We start from the raw sequence: 22,434 nt of genomic DNA, 5'->3' as shown, positions 1-22,434 counted from the left end.
TCTACTTAATTGTAGACACCTTTTTTTAATATATACACAACTTTGGAGGTGAATTCTTTTATGATTATTGTAATGGAGGAAGATGCTACAGAAGAAGAGATCCACAGGGTAATTAAGAAAGTAGAAGAAGCTGGATTTAAAGCTCATCCAGATAAAGGCGAGAATCATACAATTGTAGGTGTCGTTGGTGAAGGTGACAGAGAATATATTTTAAATAACATCGGTACCTTTCCGGGGGTGCAAAAAGTGGTGGAAATTACCCAACCATTCAAATTATCGAGCAGAACCTTTAGACCTAATCCCTCTATTTATAATGTAGAAGGAATAAAAATAGGGGGAGAAAATTTTACTGTTATTGCTGGTCCTTGTGCTGTGGAAAATAGAGAACAAGTTATAAAAACTGCTAAAATGTTAAAAGAAGAGGGGGTTCATTTTTTGAGAGGTGGTGCTTATAAGCCAAGAACATCTCCCTATTCTTTTCAAGGTTTAAAAGAAGAGGGATTAAAGATTTTAAAAGAAGCATCTGAAGAGACCGGCCTTAAAATTGTAACAGAAGTTATGGACACAAAAGAAGTAGAATTAGTAGCAAAATATGCAGATATTTTACAGATTGGAGCAAGAAACATGCAAAATTTCTCTTTATTAAAAGAGGTTGGCAGGATAAAAAAACCTGTTTTACTAAAACGAGGTTTATCTGCAACATATAAAGAATTATTGATGTCAGCTGAATATATAATGTCCGAAGGAAATTATGAAGTTATATTATGTGAAAGAGGTATTAGAACATTTGAAGATGAAATTAGAAACACACTTGATATTACTGCTATTCCTGTAATAAAAAGATATAGTCATCTTCCAATAATTGTAGATCCAAGCCATGCTGCGGGAGATTGGAGGTACATAATTCCATTATCAAAAGCCGCTTTAGCAGTAGGGGCAGATGGAATAATCGTCGAAGTCCATCCTGATCCCAAAAATGCTCTATCTGATGGTAAACAATCCCTAGACTTTGAAAAATTTAAGGAATTAATGTCTAATTTAAGAACTCTTGCAAAAATAGAGCATAAAGTTTTATCATGAATTTATTATATATTCTTTAAAAATGTGTTTTTTTGAAAATCATAATCGGCTATCGTAATGGGAACTTACGATATTCGCAATCCTGGGGGAAAATTTATGAATTTTGAAAAGTTAATGATAATTGGGACAGGATTGATAGGAACCTCTTTAGCGTTAGCTTTTAAAGAGACTAATTCAATAAGAAAAATAAGTGGTTATGATGTAAATAAAACCAATTCTCAAGATGCTTTAAAATTAGGTTCTATTGACGAAATAGAGAATTTACAAGATGGTATTCCTACAGCTGATATTATAATTTTTGCTACACCTGTTGAAAGTATAAAAGATATTTTAACAAATACAATTGAACTTATAAAGCCAGGAACAATTGTTTCTGATGTTGGAAGTACTAAGTACCAAATTGTAAAAATTTTTGATAGTTTCGTAGATAAAAACATAAATTTTATTGGAGGACACCCAATGGCGGGTACCGAAAATTCTGGACCTTTGTTTGCAAGAAAAGATCTTTTTAAAAATAAACCATATGTACTTGTGAAAACAAAAAAATGTTCTAATGAAGCATTTGAGAAGTTTCGATGCCTAATAAATAAAATAGAAGCTAATCCTGTAATAATGGAAGCCCAAAAACACGATAAAATCGTTGCTGTAACAAGTCATTTACCCCAAATAGTTTCTTTCTATCTTGCAAAAACACTTTTAAAAGAAAAAGATGAAGATTTTCTAAAATTAGTGGGATCTGGTTTTAAAGATACTACAAGACTTGCCAAAAGCGATCCAACTATATGGATAGATATTTTTAAACAAAATAAAGAAAATATTTTAAATTCTGTCGAAATATTTGAAAGTCAAATACAAAACTTTAAAAATAACTTAAATGAGAATAAGTACAAAGAAATAGTTGAAGAACTAAAACAAGTAAGAGAATTTAGAAATAAGTTATAATCAAACAGGAGGTAAAAATGGAAATAGAAATTACTCCCCTTAAAAGTATTGATGGTGAAATAACGGTACCAGGAGATAAGTCAATATCGCATAGAGCTTTAATTTTTGGATCCCTTGCTAATGGGCAAACAAAAGTCTATAATTTTTTAACTTCTGAAGATACCTTAGCAACGTTGAATATTTTAAAATCTTTGGGCGTTGACATTCGACAAACTGATTCAAATGAACTAATTATAAATGGGGAAGGCCTTCATAGTTTTTGTGAACCTTTAGATGTACTAAACGCAAAAAATTCTGGTACTACTATAAGATTAATAATGGGGGTACTGGCTGCTCAAGATTTTTATACTGTTATAACAGGGGACGATTCACTTAGAAAAAGACCTATGAAAAGAGTTATAGAACCTTTAAGCAAAATGGGAGGACGTTTCTACGGCAGAAAATCCGGAAACTACGCTCCAATTACGATATTAGGATCAAAAAATATTTCTTCCATAACTTATCATTCTCCGGTTGCAAGTGCACAAGTTAAGTCTGCAATATTAATAAATGCTTTATACGCCAACGGTGTCACAACGGTCATAGAACCTTATAAGTCAAGAGACCACACCGAAAGAATGCTGAGGTATTTGGGAGCCAATATTTTAGAAAAAGAAAATATTGTAAATTTAGAAGGTCCCGCCTATAACTTGTATGGAAAAGAACTTTTTGTGCCCGGAGATATTTCTTCTGCTTCTTTCTTTTTGGTTGCATCGCTAATTACAAAGAACTCATCTATTCTTATAAAAAATGTTGGTATTAATCCTACAAGAATAGGGATATTAAAAGTACTAAAAATGATGGGGGCAAATATAGAGATAATGAATGAAAGAATTCTCAACAATGAACCTGTAGCTGATTTATTAGTTAAAAGTAGTAAACTGACGGCAGTAGAAATTAAAGGAGAAATGATTCCAACTTTAATCGATGAGATACCCATTTTGGCAGTTGCTGCTACCCAAGCGGAAGGCAAAACTGTAGTTAAAGATGCAAAAGAGTTGAGAGTAAAGGAAACAGATAGAATAAAAGCGATAACAGATGAACTAAGGCGAATTGGTATAAATATAATAGAGAAAGAAGATGGCTTTGAAATAAACGGAAAACAAAAAATAAAAGGAAACTGTATATGCGAAAGCTATAACGACCATAGAGTAGCTATGTCGCTTGCAATTGCAGGACTAATCGCAGAAAATCCTATAAAAATTAAAAATTTTGAATGTGTGAATATTTCATATCCAAACTTTCTTGAAACGTTGAACTCTTTGATATAAAAAGCAGCATAAAGAAGTTGTAGTAGGAGGAAAATATGAAAAAATATGGTTTATTTCAGTATCCACAAAAAGAAAGCCTTTCTAAAAAGGTTTTTAATGAATATTTCCGTAAGGCAGATATAAACGCAATTTACGAAGATATTGTAATTGAACCAAAAGATTTTGATAATAAAGCGGAATATTATTTGGAGAGTTACGAAGGAGTAAATGTTACTGTTCCCTTTAAACAAAAAGTTATCAAATTTGTTGAACCTGTTGAAGACGCCAAGGAAATTGGTGCGGTGAACTGCATTTATCATAATAAAGGCTATAATACTGATTGGAAAGGTTTTTACAATTCACTTGAAAATGTTGAAATTGAACTTCCTGTGTTGATTATAGGAGCTGGAGGAGCTTGCAAAGCTATTCTTTACACATTATTCAAAAAAGATATAAAAGAAATCATTTTAGTCAATAGAACAAAAGAAAAAGCTGAAAACTTGAAAAAATATTTCTCCGATAAATTGGAAATACATATAGAACCGTTTGAGAATTTAAAAATAGTTATAAAAAAGGTAAAAACACTTATAAACTCTACTTCAATTGGCATGTTTGGAGAGTCTTTTGATTTTACCGATAGCGATTTATCAAATATAACCTTCATCTATGATATAGTGTACAACGATACTCCTTTACAACAATTAGCTAAAAAAAATAATATAACATGTTTAGATGGAAAAATATTCTGGTATTATCAAGCTTTAGAAAATTTAAAAATTTGGAATATTTACCAAGAAGAGATATTCAAGAAAGTATTTTCTGATTTTCAAAAATAATAACTGAATTTTTTTAGCTACTTAGATTTTACAATTTAAGAGGTGAAAAGATGCAAATAAAAATAGCCGGTGATTCGCATGGTAGTCAAATGATAGGATTTATTGAAGAAGTTCCTGCAGGATTAAATTTAGAAATTGAAAAAATAAACGAAAATTTAAAAAGAAGACAGTCAGGATACGCAAGAGGAAATAGAATGAAATTAGAAAAAGATGAGGTTCAAATTATTTCAGGATTATGGAAAGGAGTAACTACGGGAGCACCATTAGTTCTTTCTATACAAAATAAAGCTCAAAATCCTATAAAAGATGAAAGATACGTTCCCAGACCTGGGCATGGAGACTATAGCGGATGGAATAAATATAGATTGCAAGATTTAAATATTTATACTGAAAGAAATAGCGCTCGCTGGACAAGTGTATTAACAGCTATAGGAAGTATTGCTAAACAATTTTTGGAAAATTTTGAAATTCAAACAATTAGTTTTGTAAGATCTATAGGAAGGGTAGAAATTAAAGATGAGTTATTTGATGAAGTTCAAAACAATTTTGATTTATACATTCAAAAGCGTAATGAATCTGAAGTTCAATGCCCTTTTGAAGATGAATCAAAAAAAATGATAGAAGAAATAAGAAGTAACGCTTTGATGAAAGCTACAACCTTAGGTGGAAGTATAAAGACTTTCGCTACAAATGTAAAACCTGGCCTTGGAAGTTATACGGACGTATTTAACAAAGTTGATTCGAAAATAGGGAAATATTTTATGTCTATTCCTTCTGTAAAAGGAGTATTCATTGGACATCAAGATGTGAGTTTAACTGGAACAGAATATCAAGATCCATTTATATTAATTGACAACAAAATTAGCCGGTCTAAAAACTATGCCGGCGGAATAGAAGGTGGAATTACAAACGGAGAAAATATTGTGGTTACGACATATTTTAAACCAATATCAACACTTGCTAAACCTTTGGATTCAGTTAATTTAAAGACAAAAGAAAGTGAAAAAGCTCCTTATATAAGGTCTGATTCTGTCATTATTCCTGCTGCAACAGTCATAACAGAATGTACATTGGCTATAATATTAATGGAAGAAATAATAGATGGTTTTGGAAACGACAATATAGATCTAATGAAAGAAAGGTATTTTAAAAAGTATGCTAATGATTTTAATATCGAAGGTTGATTTTATAAAAATAATTTAACTTTTATAATAAGACTTTAGAAATAAAGATTTTTGAATTTTTATAATGAGCTTATTTAAAAAACATCAGAGGTACTTATAGCACGTCTTTACAATTAGTCAATAAAATAATTTTTTTTGAATTTATAACGGGTCCAGGGCGGAGCCCTCCCTCTCTCCTTAGTTACACGTCGCGAAGAGGTTAAAGAAATTCATATTTTGTGAGAATTAGATAGGCACTTTAGAAATAAGAATTTTATAAAAATAATGTTTTTTTGAATTTAAAATGGGTCCAGGGCGGAGCCCTCTCCCCTTTTCTTCGCTACACTTAGCGAAAAAGTTAAAAGTACTTTAGTAAGAATTAGAGTTATGGAAGTATTTTTTAAAAAACTAAACGTTGAAATATTTATAGAATCTGTGTTTTGAAATTTCTTAAGACAGTAGTGATCATTATACGAGGAGGACAAAAGTTGAGTAAAATATTTTTAATTGGAATGATGGGCTCAGGTAAAACAACACTTGCAAAAATGATTTCTAAAATCTTATCTATACCTTATATAGATACAGATGAAGAAATAGAGAAATCCCACCATATGGAAATAAAAGAAATATTTGAAAAAAAAGGTGAAATATATTTTAGAAAGTTGGAAAATCAAATACTTGAATCGTTATTGAAAAGAAGAGAAGATTTAGTTGTATCTACTGGTGGAGGTATAATTTTAAACCCTAAAAATCGTGAATTACTGAAAAATCAAAAAACAATATATTTAAAAGTAGATCCTATAGAATTAAAAAATCGTGTTTCAGTTGAAAATAGACCTCTTTTATTAAATAATAAAGAAAAAATTTTAGAAATATACAATCAAAGAAAAGAGTTATATGAAATTTTTGAAACTGTTGATATTACTAGTCTTAACGAGTGGGAAGCTACAGCTAAAATTTTATATACTTTAAATATATACGAAAAATTGGAGATAGATTCGTCATTTCAAAAGGTTCGTATACAAATGGGAGCTTTAAAATTAGTGCCGAAAGAATGGATAATTTTTACAAATGAAAAAGTTAACAGCTTATATGGAAATTTTTTCTCAAATAAAAAGTTTATTTTCCCAAATGGGGAGAGAGTAAAAGATATATCTTATGTTTCAAAAGCTTACGAACAACTACTTGAAAACAACGTTTCAAGAAAAGATTTTCTCTGCGGAATTGGTGGAGGTACAATTACTGATTTCACAGGTTTTGTAGCATCAACTTATAAAAGGGGTATGAATTTTACATTTTATCCAACGACATTACTCGCACAAATAGATGCTTCTATTGGAGGAAAGAATGGAATAGATTTTAAAAAATACAAAAATGTTGTTGGAACTATAAACTTACCTAACGAAGTCATAATAGACCCTCTTTCTCTTTTATCATTAGACGAAGAAATTTACAGAGAAGGTCTAATAGAAGGATATAAGATGGCTTTAATAGCTGGTAGAGATTTTTATAGTTTTTTTAAAGAAAACTTGAATGAATTATTGAATCGTAATCTTGAAAAATTAAGTAATTTTATAAAATGGGCTGTAGAAGAGAAAATACGAATAGTACAAGAAGATTTTAGAGATATAGGATCAAGAAGTTTTTTGAATTTGGGGCATACCTTAGGACATGCGTTTGAAGCATCTACTGGAATTGCACATGGTTTATCAGTTGGATGGGGATTACTTAAAGAATTAGAGTTATTTAAAAAATACAATTTAACAGATGAGAAATGTTATCAAGAAATTAAAAATACTTTAGAATACCTTGTTTCAGAAAACATTAGAAATATCGAAATAAATAAAGAAGAGTTATTTTATTACCTTATCAACGATAAAAAAGCGGAAAATTCTAAAAAAATAAAAATACCTATTTTAAAGTCTCCTGGGAACGTTACTTTAGAGGAAATTGAATATTCTGTATTAAAAAATTCCCTATAAGCCCGATCATTTAAATGAAACTTTTTAAAATCTCTCATTTATAATTATTGAAAAATGCGAAAAGGTAACCTATAAATCTGACTTTGAGATTTTACTTTTGGAAAAAGGATTTTTATAAAATAAAAATTTAGGTTTGACTAACTTGAAGGAAAGTTACTATTTCAAATTCGATAGGAGGGAATATATGATTTTAATAATAAACGGCCCAAATTTAAACATGCTTGGAAAAAGACCACAGGAAATTTATGGAAGCGGTAGTTACCAAGATTTACAAAGAACTATAAACGAATACGCAAAAAATAACAATTTAGAAGTAGAGCTATTTCAATCTAATTCCGAAGGAAATATAATCGATAGGATTCAAAAATTGAACTACCAAGCAATAATTATAAACCCTGGAGCTTATACTCATTATTCTTATGCCATAAGAGATGCTTTGGAAATTGCAAAAGTTCCAAAAATCGAAGTTCACTTAACAAATATATTGGCAAGAGAAAGTTTTAGAGAGACTTCTGTGACCGCAGCCTCCTGCGACGGTATTATTTCTGGATTAGGGTTCGATGGATATATCTTAGCATTAGAATATATTAAAAACAAAAGGACTTAAAGTTGGCATAGAAAAAAAAGACGTCATCATACGACTATTAGTTCAATAGCCAATTTATAGTTTCTTTGGCTACTGTTTCTTTTTCTATATCGTTCACAACAACATGACCACTTTCTTTCAAAATTAGGAAATCATAATTGGAATGTACATGGGTTTCTATTAAGTTTTTTACACTGAGGGGAACTGCGTCGTCTTTTTCTGAAAGAATAACAAACAACTTTGATTTTATGTCACCGAGATTTTTTACAGCTAACCTCTCCAATTTATACAAGTCTGCTGCTTTAGAAGGCCAATCGTAATTCCAATAATTTTTCGCTAAGAAATCTAAATTATGGTCATCAAAAGTCTGAACGTTTTTTTTAGGAATTCTTTTAATAAAAAATTTCATAAAAGGAGTTAGTTTAATTCTCCAATCAACAGTTAATAAAGCAGGTGCTGCCAATACTACCTTTTCGATTTCAAACTTTTCAGCTAAAATAGTTGCTAACACTCCTCCCATAGATAAACCTAATACATAAGTTTTCTCATAATAAGATTTTAAATTTAAATATGACTCATAAGATTTTCTGAGCCAATCTTTCCAAGAAGAGTTTAAAAAATCTATCGAATTAGTACCATGCCCAGATAATCTAGGAATATAAATTGTGAAACCCGCTTTGTTTATTTCTCTACCTATATAATACATATCGTGCGGAGATCCTGTATAACCATGTAAAATCAAGACGGCTACATCTTTATCACCTTTTAAATATAGTTCTTTAGAAATAGGAGAAACTTTGGTCTCTTTGGGGATTTTTTCAAAAAAATTCATTTAAAGATTCTCCTTTCATCAAATTTTTAGATGATTAAAGTGCCCTGATTATCAGCAAAGGTTATAAGATACTCACTTTCTAATCCGTAAGAAGAAAGGGTTTTTACCATTTCTTCCCCAACGTATTTTTCATTTTTTTCACAAAAAGCTATTATGGAAGATCCTGATCCACTTAAAGCTACACCTAAAGCTCCGTTTTTATAAGCGTTTATTATGACTTTATCAAAGCCCGGAATTAACTTTGCTCTGTAATTTTGGTGTAATTTATCTTGAAAGGCTATTGGAAAGTATTTATAGTCTTTTGTGGTAAAACATGCAGTTAATAGAGAAGCTCTAGCGATATTGAACACAGCATCTTCCATTTTAACTTCTGAAGGAAGTATTTTCCTAGAGTCTTTTGTTCTAATTTCCATCTTTGGTACCAAAACTACTATCTTTAAGTTTTCGTCTACTTCTAATTTTTTATAAATTATTCTATTATCTTCTAAAACAGTTATATTGAAACCACCTTTTAAAGCGGGTACTATATTATCACCATGCCCTTCGATTTTAAAAGCAAGATTTAATATATCTTCTTCTTTCATTATATCGCCTAAAAAAATATTACTCGCTAAAATACCCGCTAAAACAGCTGAAGCACTACTACCTAATCCTCTGGAAAAAGGAATGCTTATATCTTCCTCTAAGTGTATACCTGGTAATCTTTTACCATATTGATCGAAAACCTTCTTAACTGTAGTATATACTAAATTTTCATTTTCGTTAATATTGATATACTCTTTTTTATTTCTGAAGTTCATAACACATTCAAAACCATCAGCCGTCTCTTCAAATTTGAAAGTATTATAAATTTTAATTGCTAATCCAAAACAATCAAAACCGGATCCTAAATTTGCAGTCGTTGCCGGAATTTTTATTTTAAACAATATGTTTTCCTCCTGATTCAACATTTATTACTAATAAATTCGAAACATTGCTTTTTGAAAAATCCCATTTTTAAATCACCTATGACTTTTAATTAAAAAATTTTTTGGAAGTGGAACATTGTATAGTTCTTTTCCAGGTTTTTCATTGTAGAATGGCCTCGTACACCAACTGCATCCGGCGGTTTTAACAGATTCTTCCTTATCTATCTCTAAATCTGGAAGATGCATAATATTACCATTCTCATCAAAAATAAAAGAATCTCCATCTAATTCATACTCTAATATCATTTGACGTGCATACTGAATTTTTCTGTATCTTTCAATATCCGGAGTGTTCAAATTTTCCAACTTCGTTCCTTTAACAGGGGTAAACGCAAATAAACTAACAGTTATACTTAATTTTTTCATCTTTAAGAGAAAATTTATTATATCTTTATCTGTTTCACCTAATCCAACGATTAAATGAGTAGTAATCCTATTAGGAAACTCTTGAGAAACGGCTATAAGTAGGTCCTCATAAGTTGAATATCTTCCTCCTTTTATAATTGAGAAAAGTTCTTCGTTTGCTACATCAACGGCTATGCCTACTCTATCAACTCCGTATTTATCAAATAAAATCCTTATTTCTTCGATATTTTTCGGTCTTATAGAAACAGACGTTTTGACCTTTTGCTCTTTGGTAAAATTTAACAATTCAGATAATTCACTCCAATAGTTAATTGAAGAAATTACTTGAATGCAAACTCTTTTAAATTTATCTCGCACAAAATGGCTTTTAAATTCTTCCATAGAAACTTCTGGCCAAATAACTCTTGATAATAAATCTAACTCGCTTTTTGAATCTCGAGCTTTCGAACAGAATGAACAATTAAAAAGACACTTTTTCCCAACAGAGACGTATGCAGTAAAATTATGGTAATCCAGTTTTCCTTTTTTTAAATTCATCTCAACAGCAGTAGCATAAGAAATTTGCAAACAAACCACCTTCTGAATTATTTTTCGATATACACAAAATCATACCCCTCATGATTAAATATGTAGACAGTTGCTTCTTTCGTTGTTGTATTAATCGTTTCACTGATTTGTATATTGTTAAAAAAATCTTCTATAGGTAATGCTAATATTTCTTCAACTTCAGATATTAAATTGAAGGCTTCATTAACTTCCGCATTTTTAATATTTCTATATTCTAAAATTTTAGCTGTATAATAATATGACAATATAGAAAAAAGCAATAAAGGAATCATAATTACAAAGGTTAAAACAACTTTCAATTAAACGGCTCCTAAAATAATTGCTATTAAAATTATTAATAAAATCGCTATTACAGAAAAACCGCTTATTAAAAGAAAGTCCAACGACCCTATTTTACGGTATTCATAACTATTTTTATTATTTTTCATTTGCTCATAAATATCTCCAATAATTTTTTCGTTTTCATCATCCTCTAACTTTTCTTGCGATTGTCTCAACAATTGTAATTTACTTTGGTCAATGGAAACTTTTAAATCGTTGTGAACTATAGTTTTTCCTATATTATTATTTCCTAAGTCGATTTTCAAAAATATATAATCACTTGAAGGAATCAATTCTTTAGAAATAATCCTTCCTTCTATTATGCTTTTAGGTTTTTTAGCTTTTTCTGTGTTGTCAACAAGTAGAACAATTATAGGTTCTCCTATATCTAACTTAAATATTGGATAACCTTCTACTGGATCTATTATAGGATAAACTTCTATTGCATCTTTAACATCTTGCCTATTAAAATATTCTTCAAAACCTTTTTCACCTTTTTCCTTTACTGCGGATACCCAAGTTAAATCTTTATAATCAAATTTCTGAGCAATTAACTTTATGTTTGTTTCTCCTGCCCATTCTTTTAAAATATCAGCTAAAATAGATTTTAAAACATATGTGTCGTTTTCTTCTATAGCTAAAAAGATTTTTGTGCCGATAATTTCAAAATTCATCTTTCTTAGAGTGCTATAAAAATAAGCTCTAAATTGCTGCAACGAATCATTTTCTTTCTTCCTTGATAGCTGATAGTACAACAAATCAATATCTGATTTAAACTCTAAATAATCTTTAGAAATATCAGGAAGATCTATTTCTTTCATTTGACTCTTATTAAGTAATAAAACATTGAAATATGGACTTTGCGCTTTCTTCCCAAACAGGTAACCAATATAAGTTTCTCCTGTTAAATTAGAAGTTGCCATAAATTTAACTGCATAAAAGTCCAAAATAGACACCTCTTAAAATTAATTGTTAATCCCTTTAGAAATTCTTAAACTTAGATTATATTAATGTTTTGACGTTTAACTTTTTAAAAAAACACTTCTATAACTCTAATTCTTAATAAATAGGCATTTTTTAACTTTTTCGCTACGTGTGACTAAGAAGAGAAATGGGCTCCGCCCTAAACCCTTTTTAAATTCAAAAGCTTATTTTCTAAAATCTTTATTTATAAAATGCTTATGCAATTCTAATTTTGACAAATTAACTATTTTTTAAGTTCTTAGGTACGCATATCAAAGAAGAAGGAAGGGCTCCCCCCTGAACCTGTTTTAAATTCAAAAAAACATTATTTTTTATAAAATTCTCATTTCTAAAATTCTTATCTAATTCCTTCAAAATATGAATTTCTTTAGTTTTTCGGTACTTGTACCCAAGGAATGGGGAGAGGGCTCCGCCCTGAACCCGTTATAAATTCAAAAAAACATTATTTTTTATAAAATTCTTATTTTTAAAGTATCTATCTAATTCTTACTAATGCATTTTTAACTTTTTCGCTAAGTGTAGCGAAGAAAAGGGAAAAGGGCTGTGCGATGAACTCTTTTCAAAACATCGTTTTTCGAAAATCTCAATTTCTAACGTAACTGCTATAAAGTTTCAGTTCGATTCCAAACCTAATATGTCTTACTCAACAATAATGGCTTCCCCACTTTTTAATTCTTTAACATCATAATTGTTTAAATCAACATTATTATCTATAACACAATTTTTACCAATTTTAATCCTTTCTTTAACCTTACTGTTGAACCCTACTACTGTAATTTCAGAGTCATAGATTTTTTTATCAACCTTAGACTCAGCAAATTCTCCTATACCAATTTTAACTGATTTTCCTATAAAAGCATTTTCGCATATTATCGCCTTTTCTATGTAAACATTTTTATCTATAAAAACGTTGTTCATTATAACCGAATCTTTAATAATGGCTCCTTCAGAAACTGTAACTCCCTGGAAAACAACCGAACTTTCTACATTTCCATAAACCTCAGAACCCTCACTTATAAAACTTCTTGTAACTTCAGCATCTTTTGCAATAAAAGCAGGAGGCAGTTCTTCTGATTGAGTATATATTTTCCAATTTTCATCATGCAAATCTAAAGGAGGTAATGGAGCTAATATTTCTAAATTGCAATCAAGATACGACTGAATAGTTCCAACATCTCTCCAATAACCTTCATAATTGAAAGCAAAAAGTTTAGCTTTTTCTTGCAAAACATTTGGAATAACGTTTTTACCGAAATCATGTTCAGATTTACTATCCTTTGCATCTTTGATAAGGGATTCTTTTAAAAATTTCCAATTAAACACATATATCCCTAAGGAAGCTAATGTTCCTTTTGGATCTTTGGGCTTTTCTTGAAATTCAACAATTCTGTTAAAAGGATCAGTAACCATTATACCAAATCTATGTGACTCTGATATAGGTACCTCCATACAAGCTATTGTACAATCCGCTTCTTTTTCGATGTGATAATCTATTATATCGTTGTAATCCATTTTATATATATGATCACCAGATAGTAAAACAATAAAATCTGGTTTATAACGTTCTATAAACTCCATATTTTGGTAAACAGCATCGGCAGTACCTCTATACCACGAAGTTCCGGATCTACTTAAATAAGGTGGAAGAATATGAAGTCCTCCTCCTTTTATATCAAGATCCCAAGGCTTTCCAATCCCCAAATGTTCTACCAGTCTATGAGGCATATACTGAGTAACAACGCCTACCGTATTTATGTTAGAATTTACACAATTACTCAAAGTAAAATCAATCATTCTATATTTTCCACCAAAAGGTACAGCAGGTTTTGCAAGATTGTTAGTTATTGCACCAAGACGAGTACCTTGCCCTCCAGCTAAAATCATTCCTATAACTCTCATAAAATCACTCCTTATATGATTGTACCTTTTTCTATAAGGTTAATCTCGTTTCCTACTGTTTCTAATCTTTTACCTGATCTTATTCGTACGTTTTTATCTATAATGGCTCTTTTTATCACACTACCTTCTTCAACAACACATCCTTGTAATATTATCGAATCTTCTATAACTGCTCCCGCATTTATGATTACATCTCTTGACAAAATAGAATTTTTAACTACCCCATTTATTATACACCCATCCGATATAAAAGAATTACTTATTTTAGCGTTTATATTTATTTTAGGTGGTGCCGAATCTCTTAATTTCGTATAAATTTTTCTTTCGGGATTGTAAAATAACTCGTCACGTACTTCTTTTTTTAGTATATCCATATTAGTATTATAATATTCTTCTACGGACTTTTTAATATTTTTCCAATATCCATTAAATTCGTAAGAAAAAACTCTTAATCGAGATAAATTTGGAATAACTATATCTGTTAATAAATCATATTTTTTGTTTGGTACGTTTGCATAAAGCATTTCTAAAAGTAAAGCTTTATTTATAAAATATAAGCCTAAAAATATTTTGTCAGAATGAAACTCTGAAACCTTTTCATATATTTTGGAAATTCGATTATTTTCATCTGCAACCACTTGACCATATTGTGTCAAATCTAAACCTTTTTTCATGGTTTTTGTAATTAAAGTAATATCTGCACCATTTCTCACATGGTATTTGAAAACATCTCTAAAATCTATATTATATATATGATCACCCGAACCAATCAATACAAAATCTTCTATAGATCTACGCAAATAAGTCATATTTTGAAAAATTGCATCAGCAGTTCCTTCGTATTGCATTTTTTGACTTTCCAAACTCATAAAAGGCTGTAAAATAAAAAGGCCGCCTCTCTTTCTATCAAGGTTCCATTCTTTGCCACTTCCTAAATGGTCCATTAGAGATCTAGGATTGTATTGAGTTAAAACACCTACATTTATAATGCCAGAATTCACCATATTACTTAAAGTAAAATCAATCGCCCTGTATTTTCCAAAAACAGGGACAGCCGCACTTGCTCTTTTTGTTGTTAATTTATCTAAATTATCTCTACTTGAACCGGATAATATCAATCCCATTACTCTCATAAACTTTTCCCCTTCTTTCCATCATATTTTTACTGTTTTTAGAAATTCCAAAACTTAAGTTTTGCCAATCTTTTAAATTTAATTTTTTTACAAAACACCTCACTAATTTCTTTAGTTTTTCTGTACTTATACGGAGTCAGGAAAGAGCTATATCCTGGACCAATTATAAATCCAAAATCCCATTTTTAGAAAATCTTCATTTCTAAATCTAAAACGGCTACATTTAATTTAATCAATCTTTAAAAATTTTCTTCACCAATTGAATATTCCAAAAGTTCTTCTTGATCAAAAAATATTTGCCATTCCTTTTCAGCCTTTTCTTGTGAATCAGAAGCATGTACTATATTTTTTCTAACGGTCAATCCATAATCTCCTCTTATACTCCCAGGAAAAGCTTTTAAAGGATCGGTATCTCCATGCATATGCCTGACCACTTCAACAGCCCTTTCACCTTCTAAAACCATTACTAAAACTGGACCAGACAAAACAAAATCAATCAAGGGTTTATAAAAATCTTTACCTTCATGTTCTTTGTATAACTTTTCTGACTGAGTTTTTGTCATTTGTATCATCTTTAAAGCAATTATTTTTAATCCTTTTTTTTCGTACCTTGATATGATTTCTCCTATTAGTGATCTTCTTACTGCATTTGGTTTGATAAAAACAAATTCTCTTTCAATCATGTTAACTTCTCCTTTGATATAAACATTATACTCACTTTAAAAATTCTAAACTTCACATTTTATAAATATTTCAGCGGTTAACTTTTTGCAAAATACCTCCCCGCTTCTAATCCTTACTAATTCCTAATTTTTTTAACTTCTTCGTACTTGTACCGAAGGAATAGGGAGAGGGCTCCGCCCTGGACCCTTTATAAATTCAAAAGCTTATTTTCTGAAAAATCTCCATTTCTAAAGTTTCTATATAAACATTAGTATATACTGAATTTAGAAACTCTAAAAACATTTTTTATGTATATTTTATCGTTGAATTTTTTATGAAATACCTCCCCACTTCTAATCCTTACTAATTCCTAATTTTTTTACCTTTTTCGGTACTTTTAGCCAAGAAAGGGGAAGAGTGCTGTGCCCTGAATTCATTTTAAATTCAAAAGCTTATTTTCTGAAAATTATCGTTCCTAAAGTGCCTATTAATTATTCTTCTTTTAAAATTTCAACAATGTTCAAGTTAGATGCTCGCCTTGCAGCAGCAAAACTGAAAAGTATAGAGACAGAACAGTTCATAACAAAAGCTACAAAAAAAGAATTAAACGTAATATTTAAAGGCAAATAATCAACATAAAAAAGGTCTTGTGGTAAAGGTATTTTTATTAAATTTAAAGTCCAAGATGTCAAAATACCGAAAAAAACTCCTCCCGAATAACCAATTAAAGATATAAAAAAGGTTTCTAAAATAAAAATTTTTGCTACATTATTCTTCTTTAAACCAAGCGCTCTTAATATAGCTATTTCCTTTTTCCTTGTAAAAACAGAAAAGGAAACTGAATTGGAAATGCTAAAGCCGGAGATTAATATAATAAAGAAAGTTATTAAAAAGGCAATCAAACTATCGAATTGTATAGCTTTTGCTAAGGTTTGATTAGATTCTTCCCAAGTGAACGCAGAATATTCTTTTAAATAACTACTTTTAAATCTGTCTGCCATATTAGAATTTTTAAGAAATATCCCTGTATAATTCTTTTCGGATGTATTTTGTACTAATAAAAAAGAGGTGTCATACGTTGCAACACCTGATTCAAAAATGCCAGAAACTTTAACTCTTTGCGTTATGGGAAGAAAACCTGTTGGACTTATTAATAATATTTCATCATCAATGTTTATATTTAAACTTTCTGCCATTTTTTTACCTACTATTACCCCTTCACTCAACTTACCGTTCACTAAAAAATCTTTATAGAAAGAGGCATCATCCAACTCCATGATCTGAACAAAATTTATTTGATTTTGAAAAAAAACGGCAGCATTCTTTAGATTAAATTTAATTTTGTCTACAATATGTTCATTATTTTCGTTATAATCGCCGTACACTATAATATGAGGGTAGAAATTTGTAATAGAATTAATCAAAACATTTTGAAATCCATTGATTATGGAAGTTACGATTATTACACCCCACACTCCAATTACCATAGCTACGACAGAAAATCTAAAATTGCTTTTTGATCTTCTAAAAAACATTTTGGCTAAAGTAAAACTCATTCTAATATTTTTACCATCTATCATTAAGAATCACCAAAACATCGTAGTCCAAACTATTAACTAAATTCGAAGCAATAAAGTCTATTAATTCAAAATACTTATTTTTATCAGTTATTTCCAGAAAATCTGTGCCAAAACTTTCTTTTAAATCTGATTTTATGGTTTCTTTTTTCTCTTCCTCAATATCTTTAAAAAAAACATATGAGTGAGTAGAAGGTAAACCTCTAAAAACTTCGTCTAAAACTTTTATTTGATAATTAGGTTTTTTCCACACTGAAAACACATAAGTATAGAAATTGTAAACCTTGCTATCAAAATTCTTTGTAACCAACATCCAAACTTTTTTATCTGTAGAAACGTTAAAAGACATTTCAAAGGTTTTTAAAGTATGTTTGAGATTTGTCAATTCCTTTTCATTTATAACTAAATAACCCTTCTCTGTTATTATATATGGAAAAGATAAAAAATCTAATTGCGCATCTTTGCCAAAAGAATACAAATATATCAAATCTGTTATTTCAAATGTATTAATAGTATGGTTTAAAACCAAAGTTGCTGCTTCTATTATCTTTGATATGCCCCCATTTTTGGCTTCATTCAATAATGAAAATACGGCATTCTTTTGTCTTTCTATTCTTCCTAAATCACCACTTTCATCTCTGTACCTTACATAATAAAGTAATTCTTCTCCGCTTAATTGATTGTAACCCATTTTAAAGTCAATAAACAAGTTTTGATGATAGTCTACATATTTCATATCTTTTTCAATATATATATCAATTGGAGCAAAAAGATCTCCAACTTCTTTAAATATTGAATAATCAAAAATAATGTAATCCTGTATAGAAACGTCGGTTAAATTTTCAATTTCACGCATCAAAGTTTCTATACCATATAATTCATAGATAGAATTTATTCTTCTTTCATTTCCGTTTATATTGACTAACAAGTCTCTTGGAATAGATAAAAGAAGAATTTTATCTTCGTTTAAAGCTCCCAACATTATAACATCAGTTCTCACTGAGTTTTCTAAATCTTCGTCTCTTCCAAGAATTAAAAAATAATAAGGTAATTCGATTTTACTTTCTCTTTCATCGAATATCTTAATGAACGGAACAAAGAAACTTATTAATAAAATGAAAAGTAGTACAAAAGAAACTATTCTTAAAATATTTAACCTCAAAATATTTTCACTCCAAAATTTCTTTCATCCTCTGAAAAGCTCCAACATCTGCATATTTTCTTTCAAGCTTTTGAGTTCCAATATTGATTTGTAAGGGTTCATCTAAAACCAAAGGTATTGTCAATTTGTCGTAATTTGTTATTGCATACTTAGAGAATGCATTAATTAAGGCATAAAAACCTTCCTGATCTATGTTACTACTCCTATCATAATCTTTTATTGTATTAATAACTCCGCCAAGAGTGAAAACTTCCCACATATTGAATTTACTATTTTTAAGCGCGGTTAACAACCCATCTATACCCTGTGAAGTCGTACCGTTAAGTTTGCTGATCAACTCATTTGCTAAATTATCAGATAGGTACAAATAATAATTTACATCAGATTTGAGCTCAAAAAGGTTTAAAAAGTTCCTTGCAGCAATTTCCAAATTATCTGAGGTTAAGGTAATATATTGTCCAGGAAATGTTGTACCATTTTGAATTTTCATAACCATAACTTTTCTATTGTTATTTAACACCCTTATGAAATATAAGTCCTCGCTATATGAAACCACATAAGTTAAAGCATCAGCACTAACCACGGGTGATTTTGTTAATCGAGAATATCTATAAAAAAAGAAACCAAAAAAAGCAACAACTGCTACAATGATTATAATTAAACTTATCCAAAATTTACTTCTTTTTTTCTTTTTACTTCCAAGATAAACATTTGCCACGAACTACACCTCCACAATATTTAACTTGTTAAGAAATAGATCTTTTTTTAAGAATCTTACATTTTCTAAATCATATGAGACTATTCCGTGATAAAAACTCTTCAATTACGTCTTGTAAATTGGGTTTACCTATTTCTTGAAGCTCATAAGTTACTCTAACATGTGGCTTAGATATCTTTACAACTCTTGTTAGATCAATAGGAGTTCCGACTACAACAACTTCGGCTTGTGATCTATTTATAGTTTCTTCTAATTCTTTCATCTGTTTTACTCCATAACCCATTGCTGGAAGAATCTTATCAAGATGAGTATATTTTTTATAAGTATCTATTATCGAACCTACAGCATATGGTCTTGGATCTATGATTTCAGATGCACCATATTTTTTGGCAGCTATGAATCCTGCCCCATAGGTCATTCCTCCATGAGTTAAAGTAGGACCATCTTCTATTACTAAACACTTTTTGCCTTTTATAATCGAAGGATTTTGTACAAAAAGTGGTGAAGCAGCATCGACAACGGTTGCGGTTGGATTCCACATTTCTATGTTTTTTCTTACCTTTTCAATATTTTCCAAAGAAGCGGTTTCTTCTTTATTTATAACAATAACATCTGCTGCAAGCAGATTTACCATTCCTGGGAAATACGTTACTTCATGTCCAGCCCTATGAGGATCAGCAACAACTATCGACAAATCTGGTTTGTAAAAAGAAAAATCATTATTTCCCCCATCCCATAATATTATATCTGGGTTTTCTTGCTCTGCTTGCCTTAAAATAGCTTCATAATCAACTCCTGCATAAATTACAGAATTTCTGTCTATGTGAGGTTCATATTCTTCTCTCTCTTCTATAGTGCACTCATGTTTATCTAAATCATCGTAGGAAGCAAATCTTTGTACTTTTTGTTTAACAAGGTCCCCATAAGGCATAGGATGCCTTATAGAAACAACCTTTAGTCCTTTGTTTCTTAAAATATCTAAAACGCGTCTTGAAGTTTGACTTTTTCCAGACCCTGTTCTTACAGCACAAATTGAAATAACGGGCTTCGTAGATTTTATCATAGTATCCTTCGGCCCTAAAAGTTTAAATTCAGCACCTGCTGCAAGAACGATCGACGCCTTCTCCATAACATATTGGAAAGGCAAATCACTATAAGACAAAACAACTTCGTCAATATTTTTTTCTTTTATAAATTCTATAAGCTTTTCTTCAGATTCTATAGGAATACCGGTGGGATAAAGGTCTCCAGCAAGTTCTTTTGGATAAACTCTTCCTTCAATATCAGGAATTTGTGTAGCGGTGAAACATACAACTTCAAAATCAGGATTGTCTCGATAATATACGTTGAAATTGTGAAAATCTCTTCCTGCTGCTCCCATTATTAAAACTTTTCTTTTCATAACAATCTCCTCCTTATTAGAGGCATACTTGCGCATCTGGGTCCACCTCTGCCTCTTGATAATTCACTAGATGGTATGGCAAGAACCTCTACGCCAGCATTTTCCAACTCTCTATTTGTTACATAATTTCGATCGTAGGATATTACCTTTCCAGGCTCAATTGCCAAACAATTTGACCCATCATTCCATTGTTCTCTATGAGAAGCAATGATGTCTCCGTTTCCACATTTTATCAATTGCACTCTATCTAAGTTCAAGTGCCTTTTTAATATTTCTTCTAAAGACATTTCTTCTTCAGTAAAATCAAACCCTTTTGCAGTTTTGTAAATTACAAATGTGTCTATATCCCCTCTTAAATTTGCATGGACAAGGAATTTATCGTAATCTACCATAGTAAATATTGTATCTAAGTGCATGTATGCTCTATTATCTGGTATGATGAATGCTAAAATTTTTTCAAATGAATCTCTATTTTCTTTTAAAAACTTTTTGGCGAGTATTTCAACTGCTTCAGGAGAAGTTCTCTGAGATATTCCTATAGCCAAAACTTTGTCACTTAAAACTAAAATATCTCCACCTTCTATTGAATATGGGAAATTTCTCTCGTAATATACTTCTGTTTCTTTAAAATCATCATGATATTTTATTATATACTCGGTTAACATAACTTCTCTTCTTCTTGCATAAGTTTTCATTCGATTAATACAGGCACCTTTTCCAACCATAGCAACGGGGTCTCTTTGAAAATAAAGATTTGGCATAGGATTCAAAAAAAATGGCAATTCTATATCTGCACGTCTAACTCTCAAGGAAAAGATATTTCTTTTTATTTCCAACTCATCCGATCTGACACCTGCGATAATTTTATTTATCATAACCTCTGTCTCAAGAGAAAACAAATAATCTTTTAAAATTTCAAAGATAAAGTCATTTTTTATATCCGAAAAATCTAAAAACTCATTTAAAAACTGTTCTTTTAAATTATCCTTTTCAAGAGTTTCTTTTAGTAATTTTGTAAGATATAAAACTTCAACCCCATTTCTCTGTAAAAGATTTGCAAAATAATCATGTTCTTGCTGAGCCTTTTCTAAATAAGGAATATCGTCAAATAATAGATCCGAAAGATAATAAGGAGATAAATTTTCTAATTCATTACCAGGTCTATGTAATAATATCTTTTCTAATTTTCCAATTTCAGAATAAATCGATATTTTCATTTTTTAATAAGACACCAACCTTTTATAATTTGAAGTTATTACATTTTAAATTATTATATCATATAATATATAACTAATTGTCTAATAAAAAGCAAAAAGCTCCGCATTTTTGCGGAGCTTTAAAAAAACTTTTAAATTATCGGATATTTAATAGATATGGCATTTACTTTGTATACTACTTTATTGGCATAATATGTATTTCCACCACCGTTATACCAGCCTAAAGCCATATAAATGTCTTCATGTTCTTCTATCAAATATTTTAAATATCCTGTTCCAACTAATATATTAAAACGTGGATCAACCAGTAATCTCTCTCTAATCCAATCTAAATCTGTATTGTTGTAACCTAAACTTTCAAACAGCAAAATATTTTTCTCTACGATGTATTTAGCAGTTGTAGGCTTAATTTGCATGTATCCTATTTCACCATAAGGTCCTATGATGTTTTTAAAAGTAGTTTCGGTATCAATAACAGCTACTATCATTATGGGTGAAATATCAAAAACCTTAGATGCTTCCATAATAGCATCAACTAATAAATACAATCTTTCTTCCGGCATATCCTTTTCTGTAGCTAATTTATACTGAGTTGCTATATAATCGTACAAAACGGTCTTGAGTTTAATATCGGCCTTAATATCTTCTTCACTAATTTCTAAAGAAGGAGAAATAGAGAAAAAAATCACAGAAAACATTACCATAATATAAAAGGACATCGTTTTTTTAAATCTCATTACTTTTACA

Annotated in this window: 21 protein-coding genes; 7 read left to right on the top strand and 14 right to left on the bottom strand. The window is 30.0% G+C overall.

Features of this window, described 5'->3' with window-relative positions; all coding sequences use genetic code 11:
* Positions 1–60: 60 nt before the first annotated feature.
* The 7 genes from aroF (at position 61) to aroQ (ending at position 7,899) form a co-directional block, all read left to right on the top strand.
* Complete coding sequence (aroF, locus tag X924_RS09005) at positions 61–1,080, top strand: 3-deoxy-7-phosphoheptulonate synthase (protein ID WP_121958578.1); 1,020 nt, start codon at positions 61–63, stop codon at positions 1,078–1,080.
* A 96-nt stretch (positions 1,081–1,176) separates the two neighbouring features.
* Positions 1,177–2,022: a prephenate dehydrogenase/arogenate dehydrogenase family protein gene (locus X924_RS09000; protein WP_158245362.1), complete on the top strand. Its 846-nt coding sequence runs from the start codon at positions 1,177–1,179 to the stop codon at positions 2,020–2,022.
* 17 nt (positions 2,023–2,039) lie between these two features.
* Positions 2,040–3,332 carry a 3-phosphoshikimate 1-carboxyvinyltransferase gene (aroA, locus tag X924_RS08995; RefSeq protein WP_121958576.1) on the top strand — a complete coding sequence of 431 codons (1,293 nt, stop codon included), beginning with the start codon at positions 2,040–2,042 and terminating at the stop codon, positions 3,330–3,332.
* A 35-nt stretch (positions 3,333–3,367) separates the two neighbouring features.
* On the top strand, positions 3,368–4,147 hold the full coding sequence (locus X924_RS08990; protein WP_121958575.1) for a shikimate dehydrogenase: 780 nt from the start codon (positions 3,368–3,370) through the stop codon (positions 4,145–4,147).
* 50 nt (positions 4,148–4,197) lie between these two features.
* Entirely contained in the window at positions 4,198–5,331 is a 1,134-nt protein-coding gene (gene aroC / locus X924_RS08985) for a chorismate synthase (protein ID WP_121958574.1), read from the top strand.
* 467 nt (positions 5,332–5,798) lie between these two features.
* Positions 5,799–7,292: a bifunctional shikimate kinase AroK/3-dehydroquinate synthase AroB gene (aroB, locus tag X924_RS08980; RefSeq protein ID WP_121958573.1), complete on the top strand. Its 1,494-nt coding sequence runs from the start codon at positions 5,799–5,801 to the stop codon at positions 7,290–7,292.
* Between the two features lie 184 nt (positions 7,293–7,476).
* Complete coding sequence (aroQ, locus tag X924_RS08975) at positions 7,477–7,899, top strand: type II 3-dehydroquinate dehydratase (protein ID WP_121958572.1); 423 nt, start codon at positions 7,477–7,479, stop codon at positions 7,897–7,899.
* Between the two features lie 37 nt (positions 7,900–7,936).
* Here the strand turns inward: aroQ and X924_RS08970 are convergent, their stop codons facing one another.
* The 14 genes from X924_RS08970 to X924_RS08905 form a co-directional block, all read right to left on the bottom strand.
* Positions 7,937–8,710, bottom strand: a complete 774-nt coding sequence (locus X924_RS08970; protein WP_121958571.1) for a carboxylesterase — start codon at positions 8,708–8,710, stop codon at positions 7,937–7,939.
* Positions 8,711–8,736: 26 nt separating this feature from the next.
* Positions 8,737–9,636, bottom strand: coding sequence for a homoserine kinase (gene thrB / locus X924_RS08965; RefSeq protein WP_158245361.1), 900 nt, complete (start codon positions 9,634–9,636; stop codon positions 8,737–8,739).
* Positions 9,637–9,711: 75 nt separating this feature from the next.
* A complete protein-coding gene (locus X924_RS08960) occupies positions 9,712–10,611 on the bottom strand; it encodes a radical SAM protein (RefSeq protein ID WP_121958569.1) in 900 nt (299 codons plus the stop codon).
* A gap of 17 nt (positions 10,612–10,628) precedes the next feature.
* Positions 10,629–10,910: a hypothetical protein gene (locus X924_RS08955; protein ID WP_121958568.1), complete on the bottom strand. Its 282-nt coding sequence runs from the start codon at positions 10,908–10,910 to the stop codon at positions 10,629–10,631.
* Entirely contained in the window at positions 10,911–11,879 is a 969-nt protein-coding gene (locus X924_RS08950; protein WP_121958567.1) for a DUF4899 domain-containing protein, read from the bottom strand.
* A 676-nt stretch (positions 11,880–12,555) separates the two neighbouring features.
* Complete coding sequence (locus tag X924_RS08945; RefSeq protein ID WP_121958566.1) at positions 12,556–13,815, bottom strand: glucose-1-phosphate adenylyltransferase; 1,260 nt, start codon at positions 13,813–13,815, stop codon at positions 12,556–12,558.
* Positions 13,816–13,826: 11 nt separating this feature from the next.
* Entirely contained in the window at positions 13,827–14,948 is a 1,122-nt protein-coding gene (gene glgD / locus X924_RS08940; protein ID WP_121958565.1) for a glucose-1-phosphate adenylyltransferase subunit GlgD, read from the bottom strand.
* A gap of 239 nt (positions 14,949–15,187) precedes the next feature.
* The gene (ndk, locus tag X924_RS08935) at positions 15,188–15,628 is read right to left on the bottom strand and encodes a nucleoside-diphosphate kinase (RefSeq protein ID WP_121958722.1); all 441 of its coding nucleotides are present in this window, start codon (positions 15,626–15,628) and stop codon (positions 15,188–15,190) included.
* Between the two features lie 474 nt (positions 15,629–16,102).
* Positions 16,103–17,191 (bottom strand): ABC transporter permease, encoded by a 1,089-nt coding sequence (locus X924_RS08930; RefSeq protein ID WP_121958564.1) that lies wholly within the window; start codon positions 17,189–17,191, stop codon positions 16,103–16,105.
* A complete protein-coding gene (locus X924_RS08925) occupies positions 17,178–18,350 on the bottom strand; it encodes an LCP family protein (RefSeq protein ID WP_121958563.1) in 1,173 nt (390 codons plus the stop codon). Before X924_RS08925 ends, X924_RS08930 begins: the two co-directional genes overlap by 14 nt.
* 7 nt (positions 18,351–18,357) lie before the next feature.
* A complete protein-coding gene (locus tag X924_RS08920) occupies positions 18,358–19,068 on the bottom strand; it encodes a hypothetical protein (protein ID WP_121958562.1) in 711 nt (236 codons plus the stop codon).
* A gap of 70 nt (positions 19,069–19,138) precedes the next feature.
* Positions 19,139–20,470, bottom strand: a complete 1,332-nt coding sequence (locus X924_RS08915; protein ID WP_121958561.1) for a cyclic 2,3-diphosphoglycerate synthase — start codon at positions 20,468–20,470, stop codon at positions 19,139–19,141.
* Positions 20,467–21,687 (bottom strand): arginine deiminase, encoded by a 1,221-nt coding sequence (gene arcA, locus X924_RS08910; RefSeq protein WP_121958560.1) that lies wholly within the window; start codon positions 21,685–21,687, stop codon positions 20,467–20,469. The genes X924_RS08915 and arcA overlap by 4 nt, the downstream gene beginning before the upstream one ends.
* 131 nt (positions 21,688–21,818) lie before the next feature.
* A complete protein-coding gene (locus tag X924_RS08905) occupies positions 21,819–22,424 on the bottom strand; it encodes a transglycosylase SLT domain-containing protein (protein ID WP_121958721.1) in 606 nt (201 codons plus the stop codon).
* Positions 22,425–22,434 lie beyond the last annotated feature (10 nt).

This window comes from Petrotoga sp. 9PWA.NaAc.5.4, from assembly GCF_002895485.1.
Classification (GTDB): Bacteria; Thermotogota; Thermotogae; order Petrotogales; family Petrotogaceae; genus AZRK01.
The sequence above is the reverse complement of the archived record's forward strand: the minus strand, read 5'-3'. Positions and strand labels throughout refer to the sequence as shown.